This window comes from Parahaliea aestuarii, from assembly GCF_008064635.1.
In the GTDB taxonomy this organism is placed as follows: domain Bacteria; phylum Pseudomonadota; class Gammaproteobacteria; order Pseudomonadales; family Halieaceae; genus Parahaliea; species Parahaliea aestuarii.
Genome location: NZ_VRYZ01000007.1, coordinates 66,377 through 81,211 on the forward strand (window position 1 = coordinate 66,377; position 14,835 = coordinate 81,211).

At 62.7% G+C, this 14,835-nt stretch carries 13 protein-coding genes; 9 read left to right on the forward strand and 4 right to left on the reverse strand.

Going from position 1 to position 14,835, the window contains the following annotated elements; genetic code table 11:
* Window positions 1-5: 5 nt before the first annotated feature.
* The gene (gene lon / locus FVW59_RS15285; RefSeq protein ID WP_148065236.1) at window positions 6-2,441 is read right to left on the reverse strand and encodes an endopeptidase La; all 2,436 of its coding nucleotides are present in this window, start codon (window positions 2,439-2,441) and stop codon (window positions 6-8) included.
* Window positions 2,442-2,607: 166 nt separating this feature from the next.
* On the opposite strand from lon, the gene FVW59_RS15290 reads away from it, so the two are divergent.
* Window positions 2,608-3,894 (forward strand): aspartate aminotransferase type Ic, encoded by a 1,287-nt coding sequence (locus FVW59_RS15290; protein ID WP_246139753.1) that lies wholly within the window; start codon window positions 2,608-2,610, stop codon window positions 3,892-3,894.
* A gap of 204 nt (window positions 3,895-4,098) precedes the next feature.
* On the opposite strand, the gene FVW59_RS15295 is transcribed toward FVW59_RS15290, so the two are convergent.
* The gene (locus tag FVW59_RS15295; RefSeq protein ID WP_148065238.1) at window positions 4,099-4,446 is read right to left on the reverse strand and encodes a DUF1820 family protein; all 348 of its coding nucleotides are present in this window, start codon (window positions 4,444-4,446) and stop codon (window positions 4,099-4,101) included.
* A gap of 213 nt (window positions 4,447-4,659) precedes the next feature.
* Between FVW59_RS15295 and miaB the strand changes: the two genes are divergently transcribed.
* The 8 genes from miaB (at window position 4,660) to FVW59_RS15335 (ending at window position 12,732) form a co-directional block, all read left to right on the forward strand.
* Window positions 4,660-6,009, forward strand: coding sequence for a tRNA (N6-isopentenyl adenosine(37)-C2)-methylthiotransferase MiaB (miaB, locus tag FVW59_RS15300; RefSeq protein WP_148065239.1), 1,350 nt, complete (start codon window positions 4,660-4,662; stop codon window positions 6,007-6,009).
* Window positions 6,010-6,066: 57 nt separating this feature from the next.
* Entirely contained in the window at window positions 6,067-7,104 is a 1,038-nt protein-coding gene (locus FVW59_RS15305; protein WP_148065411.1) for a PhoH family protein, read from the forward strand.
* Window positions 7,101-7,625, forward strand: coding sequence for an rRNA maturation RNase YbeY (gene ybeY, locus FVW59_RS15310; RefSeq protein WP_148065240.1), 525 nt, complete (start codon window positions 7,101-7,103; stop codon window positions 7,623-7,625). The genes FVW59_RS15305 and ybeY overlap by 4 nt, the downstream gene beginning before the upstream one ends.
* Window positions 7,622-8,467, forward strand: coding sequence for a CorC family transporter (locus FVW59_RS15315; protein WP_148065241.1), 846 nt, complete (start codon window positions 7,622-7,624; stop codon window positions 8,465-8,467). Before ybeY ends, FVW59_RS15315 begins: the two co-directional genes overlap by 4 nt.
* Before the next feature lie 13 nt (window positions 8,468-8,480).
* A complete protein-coding gene (lnt, locus tag FVW59_RS15320) occupies window positions 8,481-9,977 on the forward strand; it encodes an apolipoprotein N-acyltransferase (protein ID WP_148065412.1) in 1,497 nt (498 codons plus the stop codon).
* A gap of 116 nt (window positions 9,978-10,093) precedes the next feature.
* Window positions 10,094-11,302: an acyl-CoA dehydrogenase family protein gene (locus FVW59_RS15325; protein WP_246139754.1), complete on the forward strand. Its 1,209-nt coding sequence runs from the start codon at window positions 10,094-10,096 to the stop codon at window positions 11,300-11,302.
* Between the two features lie 12 nt (window positions 11,303-11,314).
* A complete protein-coding gene (locus FVW59_RS15330) occupies window positions 11,315-12,307 on the forward strand; it encodes a phosphotransferase family protein (RefSeq protein ID WP_148065243.1) in 993 nt (330 codons plus the stop codon).
* A gap of 29 nt (window positions 12,308-12,336) precedes the next feature.
* Entirely contained in the window at window positions 12,337-12,732 is a 396-nt protein-coding gene (locus FVW59_RS15335; protein WP_148065244.1) for a DUF6285 domain-containing protein, read from the forward strand.
* Window positions 12,733-12,769: 37 nt separating this feature from the next.
* Here FVW59_RS15335 and FVW59_RS15340 read toward each other — a convergent pair whose 3' ends face one another.
* Together FVW59_RS15340 and FVW59_RS15345 are read right to left on the reverse strand one after the other, a co-directional pair.
* Window positions 12,770-13,537 carry an SDR family NAD(P)-dependent oxidoreductase gene (locus tag FVW59_RS15340; protein WP_148065245.1) on the reverse strand — a complete coding sequence of 256 codons (768 nt, stop codon included), beginning with the start codon at window positions 13,535-13,537 and terminating at the stop codon, window positions 12,770-12,772.
* A gap of 87 nt (window positions 13,538-13,624) precedes the next feature.
* Window positions 13,625-14,830, reverse strand: a complete 1,206-nt coding sequence (locus FVW59_RS15345) for a CaiB/BaiF CoA transferase family protein (RefSeq protein WP_148065246.1) — start codon at window positions 14,828-14,830, stop codon at window positions 13,625-13,627.
* Window positions 14,831-14,835 lie beyond the last annotated feature (5 nt).

Here is a 14,835-nt window from a genome sequence, read left to right on the forward strand (position 1 = left end):
GCCAATCAGTGCAGGGCTTTTTCGAGCCGGTGCTCGTGGAACACATACTCGAAGACTTCGCGATAGGTGCGGGCAAAATGCACCGTCAAGCCGTCACGCAAGTAGTCAGGCAACTCCTCGAAATCGCGTTTGTTGGGATGGGGCAGGATCAGTTCCATGATCTTGCTGCGGCGGGCGGCAATCACTTTCTCGCGAATGCCGCCCACGGCCAGCACCTGACCGGTCAGGGTCAGCTCGCCAGTCATGGCCAGCGGGCGCTTGATGCGTTCCTTGCGCGCCAGTGACACCAGAGCCGTGGCCATGGTGATGCCGGCGCTGGGCCCGTCCTTGGGCGTGGCGCCCTCGGGCACATGCAGGTGCACCATGCTCATATCGAAAAAGTCCGGGTCGCAGCCGTAGTCCTTGAGGTGGGCAATCACATAGCTGTAGGCGATCTCCGCCGACTCCTTCATCACATCGCCCAGCTTGCCTGTGGTTTTGAAGCCCCGGTTGAGAGTGTGTATCTGGGAGGACTCGACGGCGAGCGTTGCGCCGCCCATGGCGGTCCAGGCGAGGCCGGTGACAACGCCGACGCCGCGCAGGGTTTTCTCCGGTGAAAACGGCGGCTTGCCCAGCAGGTCCTCGATATCCTTCTTGCCGACCCGCAGTTTCTCTTCGCTCTCGTCGAGCATCTTCACAATGCTCTTGCGCATGATGCGGGACAACTGTTTTTCCAGATTGCGCACACCCGCCTCGCGGCAGTAGGACTCAATCACGTACTTCATCGCCGCGTCGTTGATCTTCAGCTGATCGTCGGCAAGACCGTGACGCTCGAGCTGCTTGGGCCACAAATGGCCCTTGGCAATGGCGAGTTTCTCTTCCGCCACATAGCCCGCCAGGCGGATGATTTCCATGCGGTCCAGCAGCGGGCCGGGAATGGTGTCGAGCTGGTTCGCGGTGCACACAAACAACACCTTGGACAGGTCCAGGCGCAGGTCCAGGTAGTGATCCAGGAAGTCACTGTTCTGCTCCGGGTCCAGTACTTCCAGCAGGGCCGACGCCGGGTCGCCCTGGTAGGAGGCGCCGATCTTGTCGATCTCGTCCAGCATGATGACCGGGTTGGAGACTTCCACGTCTTTTAGCGCCTGCACCAGCTTGCCCGGCATGGCGCCGATATAGGTGCGGCGGTGGCCCTTGATCTCGGCCTCGTCGCGCATGCCGCCGAGACTGAAGCGATAGAATTTGCGCCCCAGGGCATCCGCCACCGAGTGGCCGATACTGGTCTTACCCACCCCGGGCGGCCCCACCAGCAGCAGGATGGAACCGGTGATCTCGCCCTTGTAGGCGCCGACGGCGAGGAATTCAAGGATGCGATCCTTCACGTCCTCGAGGCCGGCATGCTGCGTGTCGAGCACCTCGCGGGCGTGAGCGAGCTTGAAGTTATCCTCCGAGGTCACCCCCCAGGGCACCTGGGTGGCCCAGTCGAGATAGTTGCGGGTAACACCGTATTCGGGGGAGCCCGTCTCCAGTACCGACAGCTTGTCCAGCTCATCGTCAATGCGCTGGGCGGCGACTTCCGGCAGCGTCTTGCCGGCGATACGCTCGCGGAACAGTTCCACGTCCGAAGTGCGATCGTCCTTGGAAATGCCCAGCTCTTTCTGGATGACCTTGAGCTGTTCGCGCAGGAAGAACTCGCGCTGCTGCTCGGAAACCTTCTCGTTCACCTGGCTGGTGATCTTGCCCTGCAGTTCCGCTACCTCGCGCTCCTTGCGCAGCAGGGTCAGCGACTTGTCCATGCGCGACAACAGCGGCAGGGTATCGAGAATTTCCTGCAGTTCATCGCCCGCCGCTGAAGTAAGGGCTGCGGAGAAATCCGCCAGCAGGCTGGGCTGGTTGGGATTGAAACTGGACATGTACTGCTTGAGCTCTTCGCTGTACAGCGGATTCAGCGGCAGCAATTCCTTGATCTGTTGCAGCAGGGCCATGGCGTAGGCCTTGACCTCGTCCGAGTCGCGATCACCCTGGCTCTTGGGATACTCCACCTGCACCAGGTAGGGCGGCTTGTCATTCAGCCAGCGCACAATGCGGAAGCGCTTGAGCCCCTGGGCCAGAAACTGGCCGGGGCCGGCGCCGCTGCCCTCGGGGGGCTGGTGCAGGCGCACCACACAGCCGATGTCCGGGAACTGGCGTGGCCCGGGGCGCTCGCCATCGCCCTGGTCGACGTAGCTGAGACCGATCACATTGACTTTGGCCCTGGCGACAGATTTGAGGGTATCTCCCCAGTCTTTGGGGTTAATCGCCACCGGCTGTACCTGCCCGGGAAAGAACGGGCGCACAGGGTTGGGAATCAGGTAGAGGGTATCGGGGAGCATATCCTCCGCCACCGCCGGCGTCTGCCGGCCCTGTGGCTCCTCGTAAGACACTGAAAGCTGCTCGGTACCGCCGTTTCCGGATTCATCCATGCCTTTGGCCGCCTTGTTTCTCTGTGGAAAATGCTTCCCCACAATATGGGCCCGCACTGCGGGAATTCAAGCCGGGCCGCATTCAATACCGCAACCACAGGCGCTATACTTGCGGCCTTTTGTTTTTGCGGGCCCAGAGGCCCGCGCCACTCCAAAGGAGCACAGCGTGCATATCGAACAGGCCTCCGAGAGCGAGCTGAAAGCCCAGCTTGAAGCACTCTACGCCCGCTACGACCAACTGGCCGAGCGCAAGCTGGCCCTTGACCTCACCCGCGGCAAGCCAGGCAGTGCCCAGGTGTCCCTGTCCGACGCCCTGGACGGCATTCTCGACGGCGATTACCGCGCTGCCGACGGCACTGACGTGCGCAACTACGGCGGCCTCGACGGGCTGCCCGAGGCCCGCGCCCTGTTCGGTGCCCTGCTCGGCACCACCCTGGAGGAAACCCTGGTGGGCGGCAACAGCAGCCTGACCCTCATGTACCAGGTGATCGACTTCGCCATGAACGAAGGCCTGCGCGGCGAAGACACCGCCTGGGCGCTGAATGACAGGGTCAAATTCCTGTGCCCGGTGCCCGGCTACGACCGCCACTTCTCCATCTGTGAATACATGCGCATTGAAATGATCCCGGTGCGGATGCTGGACAGCGGGCCGGACATGGACGAAGTCGAACGGCTGGTTCAGGCAGACCCCTCGATCAAGGGCATCTGGTGCGTACCCCGTTTCAGCAATCCCTGCGGCACCGTATACAGCGACGACACCGTCGAGCGCATCGCGAAACTGCCGCAAATTGCCGGCGATCATTTTATCGTCATGTGGGACAACGCCTACGCCGTGCACACCCTGTATCCCGACGCCCCCGAACTGGCGTCCATCAGCGAGCTCTGCCGCAAGCACGACACCATGGACGGCGTATTCCAGTTCGGCTCCACCTCCAAAATCACCTTCGCCGGCGCCGGCGTTGCCTTTATCGGCTCCAGCGAGCGCAACCTCTCCACCCTCAAGGCCCACCTCGCCTTCCAGACCATTGGCCCGGACAAGGTCAACCAGTTGCGCCATGTGCGCTTCCTGAAGGATGCCGAGGGCATAGCCGCCCACATGGAACGGCACGCCGCCCTGATCCGCCCGCGCTTTGAAGCGGTGCTGGACACGCTGGAACGGGAACTGGCCGGCAGCGGCATGGGCGAGTGGACGGCACCCCGCGGCGGCTATTTTATTTCCTTCGATACCCGGCCGGGCCTGGCCCGGGAGGTGGTGGACCTGGCCGGCAATATCGGCGTGAAGCTGACCCCGGCGGGAGCCACTTTCCCCTACGGCAAGGACGAAGCGGACCGCAATATCCGCCTGGCGCCCACGTTCCCATCCGAAGCGGATGTGCAGGCGAGTGCGGATGCGTTTGTGCTGTGCGTGAAGCTGGCGAGTGTGAAGCAGCGGCTGGCGGAGATCGCCGCTTAATCATCCAAACATGCTGAGCGAGTCAATTCTCGCTGCGGCGGCGGCCCCCTGCCGGGAGGGACGCGAAACGACCGTCGACGGCCATGGATGGCCGGCGTCGAGCGCGCCATGGATGGCAAGCTGTTAGCGTGTCGTAGAGCGGCCCTGCCGGTAGGCGGGCGCCACCGAATTACAAAATAGAACTGCAGTGGACCGGTGAGAAAATCAGTCCTCCGTCTGCTGCCCCGGCAAATGCGCCCCGGAGAACGGAAAACTGGCCACATTGCTGCCCTCGCGCGCCGGGCTGTCGGAGACCTTCACCGAGCCCTCTTTCTCCACCTCGTCAATCCGGATCACCGACTGCAGCGGCACATAACTGCGCTTCACACCACTGAACTCGTTCTTCAGCTTCTCCTCACTCGGATCCACCACAATCTGCGAGCGCTCGCCGAAGATGAACTCCTCGATCTCGATAAAGCCCCACATATCGCTCTGGTAAATCTGCCGCGCAAAGACCTCGAACACCTGCGTGCCGTTCTGGAAGATCACCTTGTAGACGGGTTGGTTTGCCATGCTGTCCTCTGGGCGGGCCGCTCTCGACAGCGGCCGCGTGGTTGTCCCCGGCGACTCGGGTGGTAGACCCGATTCGTCAGGGCGCGCAATAGTACCACCGTGACAGGGAATTTCCACCCCACAGGCCGCGTAAATGCTGGGTTTTACAGGGATGACTCTGTATAATCCGCAGCCCTTTCGGAACCGGATTCGCCGCGGCAAGCGGCCACAAGCGTGCAAAAGAAGCTATACATCAAAACCCACGGCTGCCAGATGAACGAGTACGACTCCGCGCGCATGCGCGATCTGCTCGAGGCCAGCCACGGCCTGATCGCCACCGAAAATCCGGAGGAGGCCGATGTACTGCTGCTAAACACCTGTTCTATCAGGGAAAAGGCCCAGGAGAAGGTGTTCCACCAACTGGGCCGCTGGAAGCACCTGAAGCAGAAGAATCCGGACCTGATCATCGGTGTCGGCGGCTGCGTGGCCAGCCAGGAAGGTGAGGAGATCGGTAAACGGGCTCCCTATGTCGACCTGGTGTTCGGTCCCCAGACCCTGCACCGCCTGCCCGACATGATGGCCCAGCGCGCCGCCAGCGCAGGCAGCGGCCCGGGGGGCACGCTGGTGGTGGATGTGAGCTTCCCGGAAATCGAGAAGTTCGACAACCTGCCCGAACCCAAGGTGGAGGGCCCCACGGCCTTTGTCTCCATCATGGAAGGCTGCAGCAAGTACTGCACCTTCTGCGTGGTCCCCTACACCCGCGGTGAAGAGGTCTCCCGCCCGCTGGACGATGTGATCGCCGAGATCGCCCACCTCGCCGCCAGCGGTGTGCGCGAGGTCAACCTGCTGGGCCAGAATGTGAACGCCTACCGCGGCGACAACCACCTCGGCGAGACCGTGGACTTCGCCGAGTTGCTGCACTTCGTCGCGCGCATTCCCGGCGTCGAGCGCATTCGCTACACCACCTCCCACCCGGTGGAGTTTTCCGATGCGCTGATCGACGCCTACGCTGACATCCCCCAGTTGGTCGACCACCTCCACCTGCCGGTGCAGAGCGGCTCGGATCGCATACTGATGGCGATGAAGCGCGGTCACACCGCGCTGGAGTACAAGTCCAAGATCCGCCGCCTGCGCAAGATCCGCCCGGACATTTCCATTTCCTCCGACTTCATCATCGGCTTCCCCGGCGAGAGTGAGGCGGACTTCGCCGCCACCATGAAACTGGTGGAGGACATCGGCTTCGACACCTCTTTCAGCTTCGTTTACAGCGCCCGCCCCGGCACCCCGGCGGCGGAATTGCCCGACGAGACCGACGAGGACACCAAGAAGCAGCGCCTGCAGATCCTGCAGAGCCGCATCAACCAGCACGCCCAGGAAATCAGCCGGCGCATGGTCGGCAAGGCCCACCGGGTGCTGGTGACGGGGGTCTCCAAAAAGGACCCGGGCCAGCTACAGGGCCGCACCGAGAACAACCGGGTGGTCAATTTCGCCTGCGACGATCTCGAATTGATCGGCCAGTTTGCCGATATCATGGTCCACGAGGCCCTGCCCAATTCCCTGCGCGGCGAACTGCTGTGCGGTTGACTGTGCCCGATTCCCGTATATCCTTTGAATTTCAATCTCTTGCCCCCGTGGCCGACTATCGATTTGAACACTGAATCCCCGACGCCTCCCAGCGAGGCGGCGACACAACAAAGCCTTTCCCTGGAACCCAATGACCCGCGCCACCTGGCCCTGCTGTGCGGCCAGCTGGACAGTCACCTGCGCCAGATCGAAAAGCGCCTGGGTATCACCATCAACAACCGGGGCAACCAGTTCCTGCTGAGCGGGCCGGCGGACCAGGTCAGCGCCGCTGCCCGGCTGCTGCAGTACCTCTACGCCGAGGTCTGCCAGGGCGTGGGACTGTCACCGGAATCGCTGCACCTGCAACTGCAGCAATCCGGCCTGGAGGCACTCGATGAGCACGGCGCCGCCGGGGGCCAGGTGGCCGCCATCCAGGTCATTCGCACCAAGCGTGCCTCGGTCAAGCCACGCGGCAAGAACCAGCAGGGCTATGTACGCGCCATCAAGGATTGCGATATCAACTTCGGCATCGGCCCCGCCGGCACCGGCAAGACCTACCTCGCCGTGGCCTGTGCGGTGGAGGCCCTGCTGGAGGAGAAAGTACGTCGCATCCTGCTGGTGCGCCCGGCGGTGGAAGCCGGCGAGAAGCTGGGCTTTCTGCCCGGCGACCTGAGCCAGAAGATCGACCCCTATCTGCGCCCCCTGTACGACGCCCTCTACGAAATGCTGGGCTTCGAAACCGTCAATAAATACATCGAGCGTAACGTCATCGAGGTCGCGCCGCTGGCCTTTATGCGCGGGCGCACCCTGAACAATTCCTTCATCATTCTCGACGAAGCGCAGAACACGACCCGCGAACAGATGAAGATGTTCCTGACCCGTATCGGTTTCGGTTCCACGGCGGTCATCACCGGCGACGCCACACAGATCGACCTGCCCCGCGGAGTCCAGAGCGGCCTCACCCACGTCAGCAACATCCTGACCGAAGTGGAGGGCATCAGCTTTACCTGGTTTGGCAACAAGGACGTGGTGCGCCACCCGCTGGTGCAGCGCATCGTGGAGGCCTACGATGCCGCTGAAGACCGCGCCACCCCGCTGGACAAGAGCCGACCGTGACCCTGACCGTGGATATCCAGCGCGCCACCGCCGAACCTGTACCCGACGAGGACGACATACGACGCTGGATTGATGCCGCCCTGGCCGGCCACCGAGATGGCCAGGACACAGAAATCGCCCTGCGCCTGGTGGACCGAGAGGAAATGGCCATGCTGAACGGCCAGTACCGCGGCAAACCGCGCCCGACCAACGTGCTGTCCTTTCCCTCTGACCTGCCCGCTGAACTGAACCTGCCGCTGCTGGGCGACATGGTGATCTGCGCGCCGCTGGTCGCCGAGGAGGCCAGCCAGCAGCACAAGCCCGCCACAGCCCACTGGGCCCATCTCTGTGTCCACGGCACCCTGCACCTGCTGGGTTACGACCACATCGAGGACGGCGAGGCCGAGGCCATGGAAGCCCTGGAAACCCGGGTGCTGGCCACCCTGGGCTACCCCTGCCCCTACACTGAAACTGCCCATACCCCCTGCCCCGACGCGGCAGGAATCCCCGCAGACACCGCCAAGGAGCACAACCCCCAATGAGCGAAGACCGCAACGGCAGCGATTCAGGCGACAAGTCCTGGCTCGAAAAGATCGCCCTGCTTTTTTCCTCGGACCCTCACAGCCGTAACGACCTGGAAGAGGTTCTCCTGATCGCCGCCGAAAACGAGGTGATCGACGAAGACGCCCGCAGCATCATGGAAGGGGCGATGAAGGTCAGCGACATGCAGGCCCGGGACATCATGATCCCGCGCGCGCAGATGGTGGTGATCAAGGCGGAGTGCACCCTGGAGGAAATCCTGCCGCAGATCATCCGCTCGGCCCACTCGCGCTACCCGGTGGTGGGCGACAGCCCGGACGACGTGCTCGGCATTCTGCTGGCCAAGGACCTGCTGCCGCAGATTCTGGCCAAGGACAACGACAACTTCCAGATCCGCGACCTGCTGCGCCCCACCGTGGTGGTGCCCGAGAGCAAGCGCCTCAATGTGCTGCTGCGGGAATTCCGCGAGAACCGCAACCACATGGCCATCGTCATCGACGAGTACGGCGGCGTGGCCGGACTGGTGACCATCGAGGACGTACTGGAGGAAATTGTCGGTGACATCGAAGACGAAACCGACCACGAGGAAGACCAGTTCATCCGCAAGATCTCGGACGAAGACTACTTCATCAAGGCCCTGACGCCGATCGAGGACTTCAACGAGCACTTCAAGACGACCTTCAGCGACGAGGAGTTCGATACCATCGGCGGGCTGGTGATCCAGGCCTTCGGTCACATGCCCGCGCGCAATGAGGTCACCACCATCGACAACTTCGAGTTCAAGGTAATCAACGCCGACCAGCGCAAGATTCACAGCCTGCGCATGCGGCCGCTGGAAGAGTAACGCCGTGCCCGTGATGCAGCTGCCGGGGCGCCTGCAAAGCGTGGCAGTGGCGCTGGCCTGCCTGTTCGCCGGCGCGCTGGTCACCCTGTCGCTGGCGCCCTACAACTTCTGGCCGGCCGGCATCCTCTCCTGCCTGCTGCTGTGCGCCCTGCTCGACCGCGCCACGCCGCGCCAGGCCCTGTGGCGGGGCTGGCTCTACGGTTGCGGCTTCTTCGGTGCAGGCACCTCCTGGGTCTACGTCAGCATCCATGTCTACGGCTACGCCCCGGTACCGCTGGCGCTGTTTCTCACCGCGCTGTTCTGCGCCGGCCTGGCCCTGTTCCAGCTGTTGTTCGCCTGGTGCTATGTGCGCTGGGTGCGCGGCCAACCCGCCGGTGTGCTGCTGGGTTTTCCCGCCCTGTGGGTACTCTCGGAGTGGTTGCGCAGCTGGTTGTTGACCGGCTTTCCCTGGCTCTACCTCGGCTACGGCCACCTGGATACGCCGCTGTCCGGCTGGGCGCCGGTCACCGGTGTTTACGGCCTGTCCTTCGCCTGCGCCATCACTGCCAGCTGCCTGTTTATCAGCTGGCGACGCCGGCGCATCTCGGTATGGGTGTCTACCGCTCTGGCCCTGCTCATCACCTGGGCCGGCGGCGCCCTGCTGAGGCCGGTGGAGTGGGTGGCGCCGGCCAGTGAGGAGCCACTGCAGGTCGCCTTTTACCAGCCGAATATCCCCCAGGAACTGAAGTGGGAGCGCAGTTATCTGCCGCACATCCTGCGCCAGTACGGCGAGGCGATGGGCCCGCTGTATGGCAAGGACATCGTCATCTGGCCGGAGTCGGCCGTGCCGCGCTACTTCCAGGACATGCAGGACTGGTTCCGGCCGATCGCCGAACGCACCGGCAATGCCAACGGCACGCTGATCAGCGGCGTGCCCTATCGCGGCGACAGCGCCGGCGAGTACTACAACAGTGTGGTGGCCCTCGGCGACGGCGCGGGGGTCTACCACAAACAGCGCCTGGTGCCCTTTGGCGAGTACGTACCGCTGGAGGACTGGCTGCGGGGTCTGATCGCCTTCTTCGACCTGCCCATGTCCGGCTTCAGCGCCGGCGACAGCGACCAGCCCCCCCTGCTTGCAGGCCCCTGGCGCGTGGCACCGCTGATCTGCTACGAAATTGCCTATCCACAGCAGGCCGCCGAGGCCGCGCGCTCCGCCGACCTGCTGCTCACGGTCAGCAACGACAGCTGGTTTGGCGATTCCATCGGCCCCCTGCAGCACCTTGAAATGGCGCAGATGCGGGCCCTGGAGAATGGCCGCTACGTGCTGCGCGGCACCAACAACGGGGTGTCTGCGATTATCGACCCGCGGGGCAAAATTACGGCAGCCAGCGAACAGTTTGAGGAGACGGTACTCACCGGAGAAGCCCAGGTGATGCTGGGGCGCACACCGTTCACCAGCTTTGGTGTGTGGCCGATGATCGGCGGTTGTTTGCTGGCGCTTTTCGCGATGGGCATTGCCCAGCGGCGATAGTCGTTTTGGGTGATTTTCGGCTCAACTTCATACGCCACCTATCGTATCCCCCAGTGCACCTCCCCCGGTAAATCGCAGTACCATGACCCATCGTCATAATAATGAGGAGGGTAGTGGTGACCAAAAACACAGAGAACTGGGTGGAGATTCGCTCACGGGTCAAGACCTTCCTCGAAGAGAAAATCTACCCGGCGGAACCTGTATTACAGGGCAATGACCGCACCGCCGCCAACCTCGCCATGGCGGACCTGATCGAGCAGGCCAAGGCTGCCGGCCTCTGGGCGCTGGGCCACCCGAAGGAAATCGGCGGCCAGGGCATGCCCTTTATGGAATACGTCTACATCAATGAAGTGGTAGGTCGCTCGGAGTATGCCCAGACCGTGTTCGGCACTCTCAGCCACCAGGACTCCATCATGCTCAATCTCTACGCCTCGGAGAAATGGAAGGCGGAGTACCTGGGGCCGCTGGTGAACGGGGATATCTACCCCAGCTTCGCCATGACCGAGCCGGATATCGCCTCCTCCGACCCCACCCAGTTGCAGACCCGCGCCGAACTGGAGGACGGACACTGGGTCATCAACGGACGCAAATGGTTCACCACCGGCGCCGACCAGGCCGCCTATACCACCATTATGTGCCGCACCGAGCCCGATGCGCCCCCACACAAAGCCTTCAGCATGATCGTGGTGCCCACCAACACCCGCGGCTACAACATCCTGCGCGACACCCCGGTGCTGGGCCTCAACACCGGCCACTTCGAAGTCGCGTACGACAATATCCGGGTGCCGGAGGACCACCTGCTGGGCCGTCGTGGCGAGGGCTTCCTGATCGCCCAGAAACGCCTTGGCCCCGGCCGTATCTTTCACTGCATGCGCTGGCTGGGGCAAGCCCAGCGCGCCTTCGACCTGATGTGCGAACGCCTGCACGAGCGCAGCGCCTTTGGCGGCTCGCTGGCAGACAAGCAGCTGATGCAGAAGCACGTATTCGACAGCCTGTCCGAGATTTCCGCCTGCCGCCAGCTCACCCTGCAGGCCGCCCGCCGCATCGACAGCGGCGATCCGGCCCGTGTCGAGATCGGCGTAATCAAGGTGGTAGGGGCGCAGATGCTGCACAACGTCATCGACCGCGCCATCCAGGTCTTCGGCGCCAAGGGCCTCACCGACGACACCCCCCTGTCGCGCATGTACCGCCACGCCCGCGAAGGCCGTATCTACGACGGCCCGGACGAGGTGCATGTACAGTCGGTGGCGCGCCAGATTCTCAAGCGCTACCTGGATGGCGGCCCCGGCTGGGACTTTGGCGAACGCGACAGCGAACTGGTCTGAAGCGGCATCGGCATGGACAAGACAACCGTACAGGAGCGGCTGGGAACAGCCCTCTCCCGCAGCGTTAGCGAAGACTTCCGCGTTGACGGCCTGCGCCTTCTGACCGGCGGCTCCGCCGCCCAGACCTGGCGCTTTACCCTGCACCGCGACAGCGGCGCAGAGGACTTCATCCTGCGCCTGGCCCACGGTGGCGAGCCCTTCGAGATGGGCATCGACAAGCGCATGGAGGCCGCCGTGCAGTCTCACGCGGTAGCCCACGGGGTGCTGGCCCCGGACATCATCCTGGTCATCGAGCCGGAAGATCAGCTCGGTGAAGGCTTTGTCATGAAGCTGGTGGAAGGCGAGACCATTCCCCAGAAGATCCTGCGCCAGGAACGCTTCGCCAACGCCCGCCCGCGCATGGCGGCTCAGAGCGGCCGACTGTTGGCGGATATCCACCGGGTGCCGGTGGCGGAGCTGGACTTCCTGCCGGACCTCAGCGTAGCGCCGCAACTGGCGGCGCTGGAACGCTTCTACGCCAGCTTCGGCGAACCCGTCCCCCTGTTCGACTTCACCTTCCGCTGGCTGCAGCGCCGCATGCCTGCCGCCGCGCGCAAAACCCTGGTGCACGCCGATTTCCGCAACGGCAATCTGATGGTGGACGAGAGCGGTATTGTCTCCATTCTCGACTGGGAACTGGCCCACCTGGGCGACCCGATGGAAGATCTGGGCTGGCTCTGTGTCAATTCCTGGCGCTTCGGCAACCGCGAGCTGCCGGTAGGTGGTTTTGGATCCCGCGAAGACCTCTACCGCGGCTACCGGGAGGCAGGCGGCGAGCTGGATGAGGACGCTGTGTTCTTCTGGGAGGTACTCGGTGTGCTGAAATGGGGCTTGATCTGCCTCTACCAGACCGGTGTCCACCTCAAGGGCATCGACCGCTCCGTCAACCGCGCGGCCATCGGACGCCGCGTTTCCGAAACCGAAATCGACCTGCTGTCGCTGCTCAGCGATCCGCGGGCGCGCTGAAACGCGTCGCCCCTACCAGGAGAAGAGACATGCCCCTCAATCGACCGGACCGCAACGAGCTGGTAGCCAGTGTGCGGGAAATGCTGGAAACACAGTTCCTGCCGGTGCTCGAAGACAAGAACCTGATCTACCAGAGCCGGGTGGCCATCAACATCCTGAACATTGTCGAGCGCGAGCTCGACGGCAGCGAGGCCATGCTCGCCGCCGAACGGCAGCGTCTGGTTGAGCTGCTCGGCGAAGATGACGACGTCAAAAGACTGAATGAAAGGCTGGTCACAAGCATCCGCAACGGCGACTTCGACGACGATGACGAGGCGTTAATGCAGCATTTTCTGACGACCACCCTGGACAAGATCGCCATCGACAATCCGAGCTACTCTACATACACCGACTATCAGGAGAAGCGGCGCTCTATCAACTACTGAGCACCGCCCGGCGAGCCAGGACAGGCGGGGCACCCCGCTAGACAATCGGTAACGACAAGCCCCCGTCCACAGTGATACAGGTACCCGTCATGTAAGCTGACGCATCAGAGGCAAGCAACAGGATTGCACCGCTGAGATCGTCATATACGCCGAGGCGGCGCTGGGGAATACGCGCCAGCAGGGCCTTACCTTTTGGACTTTCAAGAAATTCGCCGGCGAGATCTGTGACGTAATAGCCAGGCGCAATGGCATTGACGGTGACACCGTATCGCGCCCACTCCACCGCCATATTACGAGTCAGGTGCAGCAGGGCGGCCTTTGACGCCGAATAGGGACCCGTGCCTTTTTGCACCGCCGATCCCAGGATGGAAGAAATGTTGACTACCCGGCCGGGCTTTTCCGCCGCTGCGAGACGGCGCACGGCCTCACGCGCAACCAGCCATGGCCCCTTCAGGTTTGCCGCCTGTACGTTGTCCCAGGTTTCCACGTCCGTATCCAGCAAAGAGGGCTTGGCCACCACACCCGCGTTGTTCACCACCACGTCGACAACGCTGTCCCCCACCGCAGCCGCGAACGCCTCCCTGACGCTGTCTTCGGAAGTCACGTCCATCGCCTGAGCGACGGCCTGGCCACCCGCTGCCTCGATCGCCGAAACCGTCTCCGTAAGCTTCTCTACACGACGGGCGCAAACGATAACGCGTGCCCCTGCTGCTGCCATTACTTCTGCAAAATGGCGGCCCAGGCCGGTGCCACCGCCTGTTACCATGACGGTCTTGCCGGTCAGGTCAAAGATAGAATCTTTCATGGTATTTTCCTGTCTTTACAACGCGTTCCGCTAAACTATCGCAGAATCCAGCCCCCTGTGAGCTGCCTGTTCATATAGGGTCAAATGTCAGACCACGCCTTCCGCGCGCAGGGCCTCAATAGCCCCGTCATCCAGCCCCAGCAGGCCACCGAGAATTTCATGGTTGTGACTACCCACCGCCTGCCCCGGCCAGTCCGTGCGGCCCGGAGTTCCCTCCAGTTTGGGCATGATAGCGGGAATATGCAGGGGCTTGCCGTCAACCTCCACCTCTTCGAACATACCCCTGGCATTGAAATGGGGGTCCCGCATCTGGTCTTCCACGCTGTACACCAACCCAGCCGGCACTCGCTCGGCTTCGAGAATGGCAACCACCTCCTCTGCCGAGTGGCTCGCACACCAGTCGGCTAGCGCTTTATCGATGACCTCGACATGTCGGACGCGACCTTCGTTGTGGGCCATCTCGGGATTCTCTGCCATTTCCGGATGCCCCGCCGCCACCATGAGTCGCTTGAAGATTGAATCGCCATTGCCGCCAATAATCACGTATTTTCCATCACTACAGGTGTAGGTATTGGTTGGCACAATGCCGGTTACGGTTGTGCCGGAAGCCTCGCGAATTACCCCGGCACCGGAAAACTCGGGGACAACGCCTTCCATCAGGTTGAACATGGATTCATACAGGGCTACATCCACCACCTGTCCTTCACCGCTATCACGCTGGCGCTGCAGCAAGGCAAGACAAATACCAAGCGCGGCATGAATGGCCGCAATCGTGTCACCGATACTGAGATTGGGCCGCACAGGCGGCTCCCCGGGAAAGCCATTCACAAAGCGGAAACCGCTTACACCCTCTGTCACTGAGGCATAGCCTGGTTTGGAAGCATAGGGCCCGGTCTGGCCGTAGCCCGAGATACGCGCATAAACTACGCCGGGGTTAGTCTTTTTGATGTCCTCTGGCCCCAGCCCCCAGTCTTCCACCACACCTGGCCGGAAATTCTCCACCACCACATCTGCCTTGCCCATCAGTTGGTACGCCAGTTCGCGGCCTTTCTCGCTGTTCAGATCGAGAGTGACGCTTTTCTTGTTGCGGCCCAGGCTGCGGTACCAGTAAGAGGTACCGTTATGCACTTCTCGCCATCCGCGGATGGGGTCTCCCCTGCCCGGCGGTTCAATCTTGATCACCTCTGCCCCAAAATAACCAAGAATGGTGCTGGTAAAAGGGCCGGCTAAAAGCTGGCCCAGTTCGATGACCCGGATACCATCGAGGGGACGCTGCGGCTTTGAAGTACTCATACTGT

What these genes read in the sequence shown, in the direction of transcription:
- lon (WP_148065236.1), bottom strand. Translation starts at nt 2,441, where the DNA reads ATGGATGAATCCGGAAACGGCGGTACCGAGCAGCTTTCAGTGTCTTAC.
- FVW59_RS15295 (WP_148065238.1), bottom strand. Translation starts at nt 4,446, where the DNA reads ATGGCAAACCAACCCGTCTACAAGGTGATCTTCCAGAACGGCACGCAG.
- FVW59_RS15315 (WP_148065241.1), top strand. Translation starts at nt 7,622, where the DNA reads ATGAGCGAAGACCGCAACGGCAGCGATTCAGGCGACAAGTCCTGGCTC.
- lnt (WP_148065412.1), top strand. Translation starts at nt 8,481, where the DNA reads ATGCAGCTGCCGGGGCGCCTGCAAAGCGTGGCAGTGGCGCTGGCCTGC.
- FVW59_RS15330 (WP_148065243.1), top strand. Translation starts at nt 11,315, where the DNA reads ATGGACAAGACAACCGTACAGGAGCGGCTGGGAACAGCCCTCTCCCGC.
- FVW59_RS15335 (WP_148065244.1), top strand. Translation starts at nt 12,337, where the DNA reads ATGCCCCTCAATCGACCGGACCGCAACGAGCTGGTAGCCAGTGTGCGG.
- FVW59_RS15340 (WP_148065245.1), bottom strand. Translation starts at nt 13,537, where the DNA reads ATGAAAGATTCTATCTTTGACCTGACCGGCAAGACCGTCATGGTAACA.
- FVW59_RS15345 (WP_148065246.1), bottom strand. Translation starts at nt 14,830, where the DNA reads ATGAGTACTTCAAAGCCGCAGCGTCCCCTCGATGGTATCCGGGTCATC.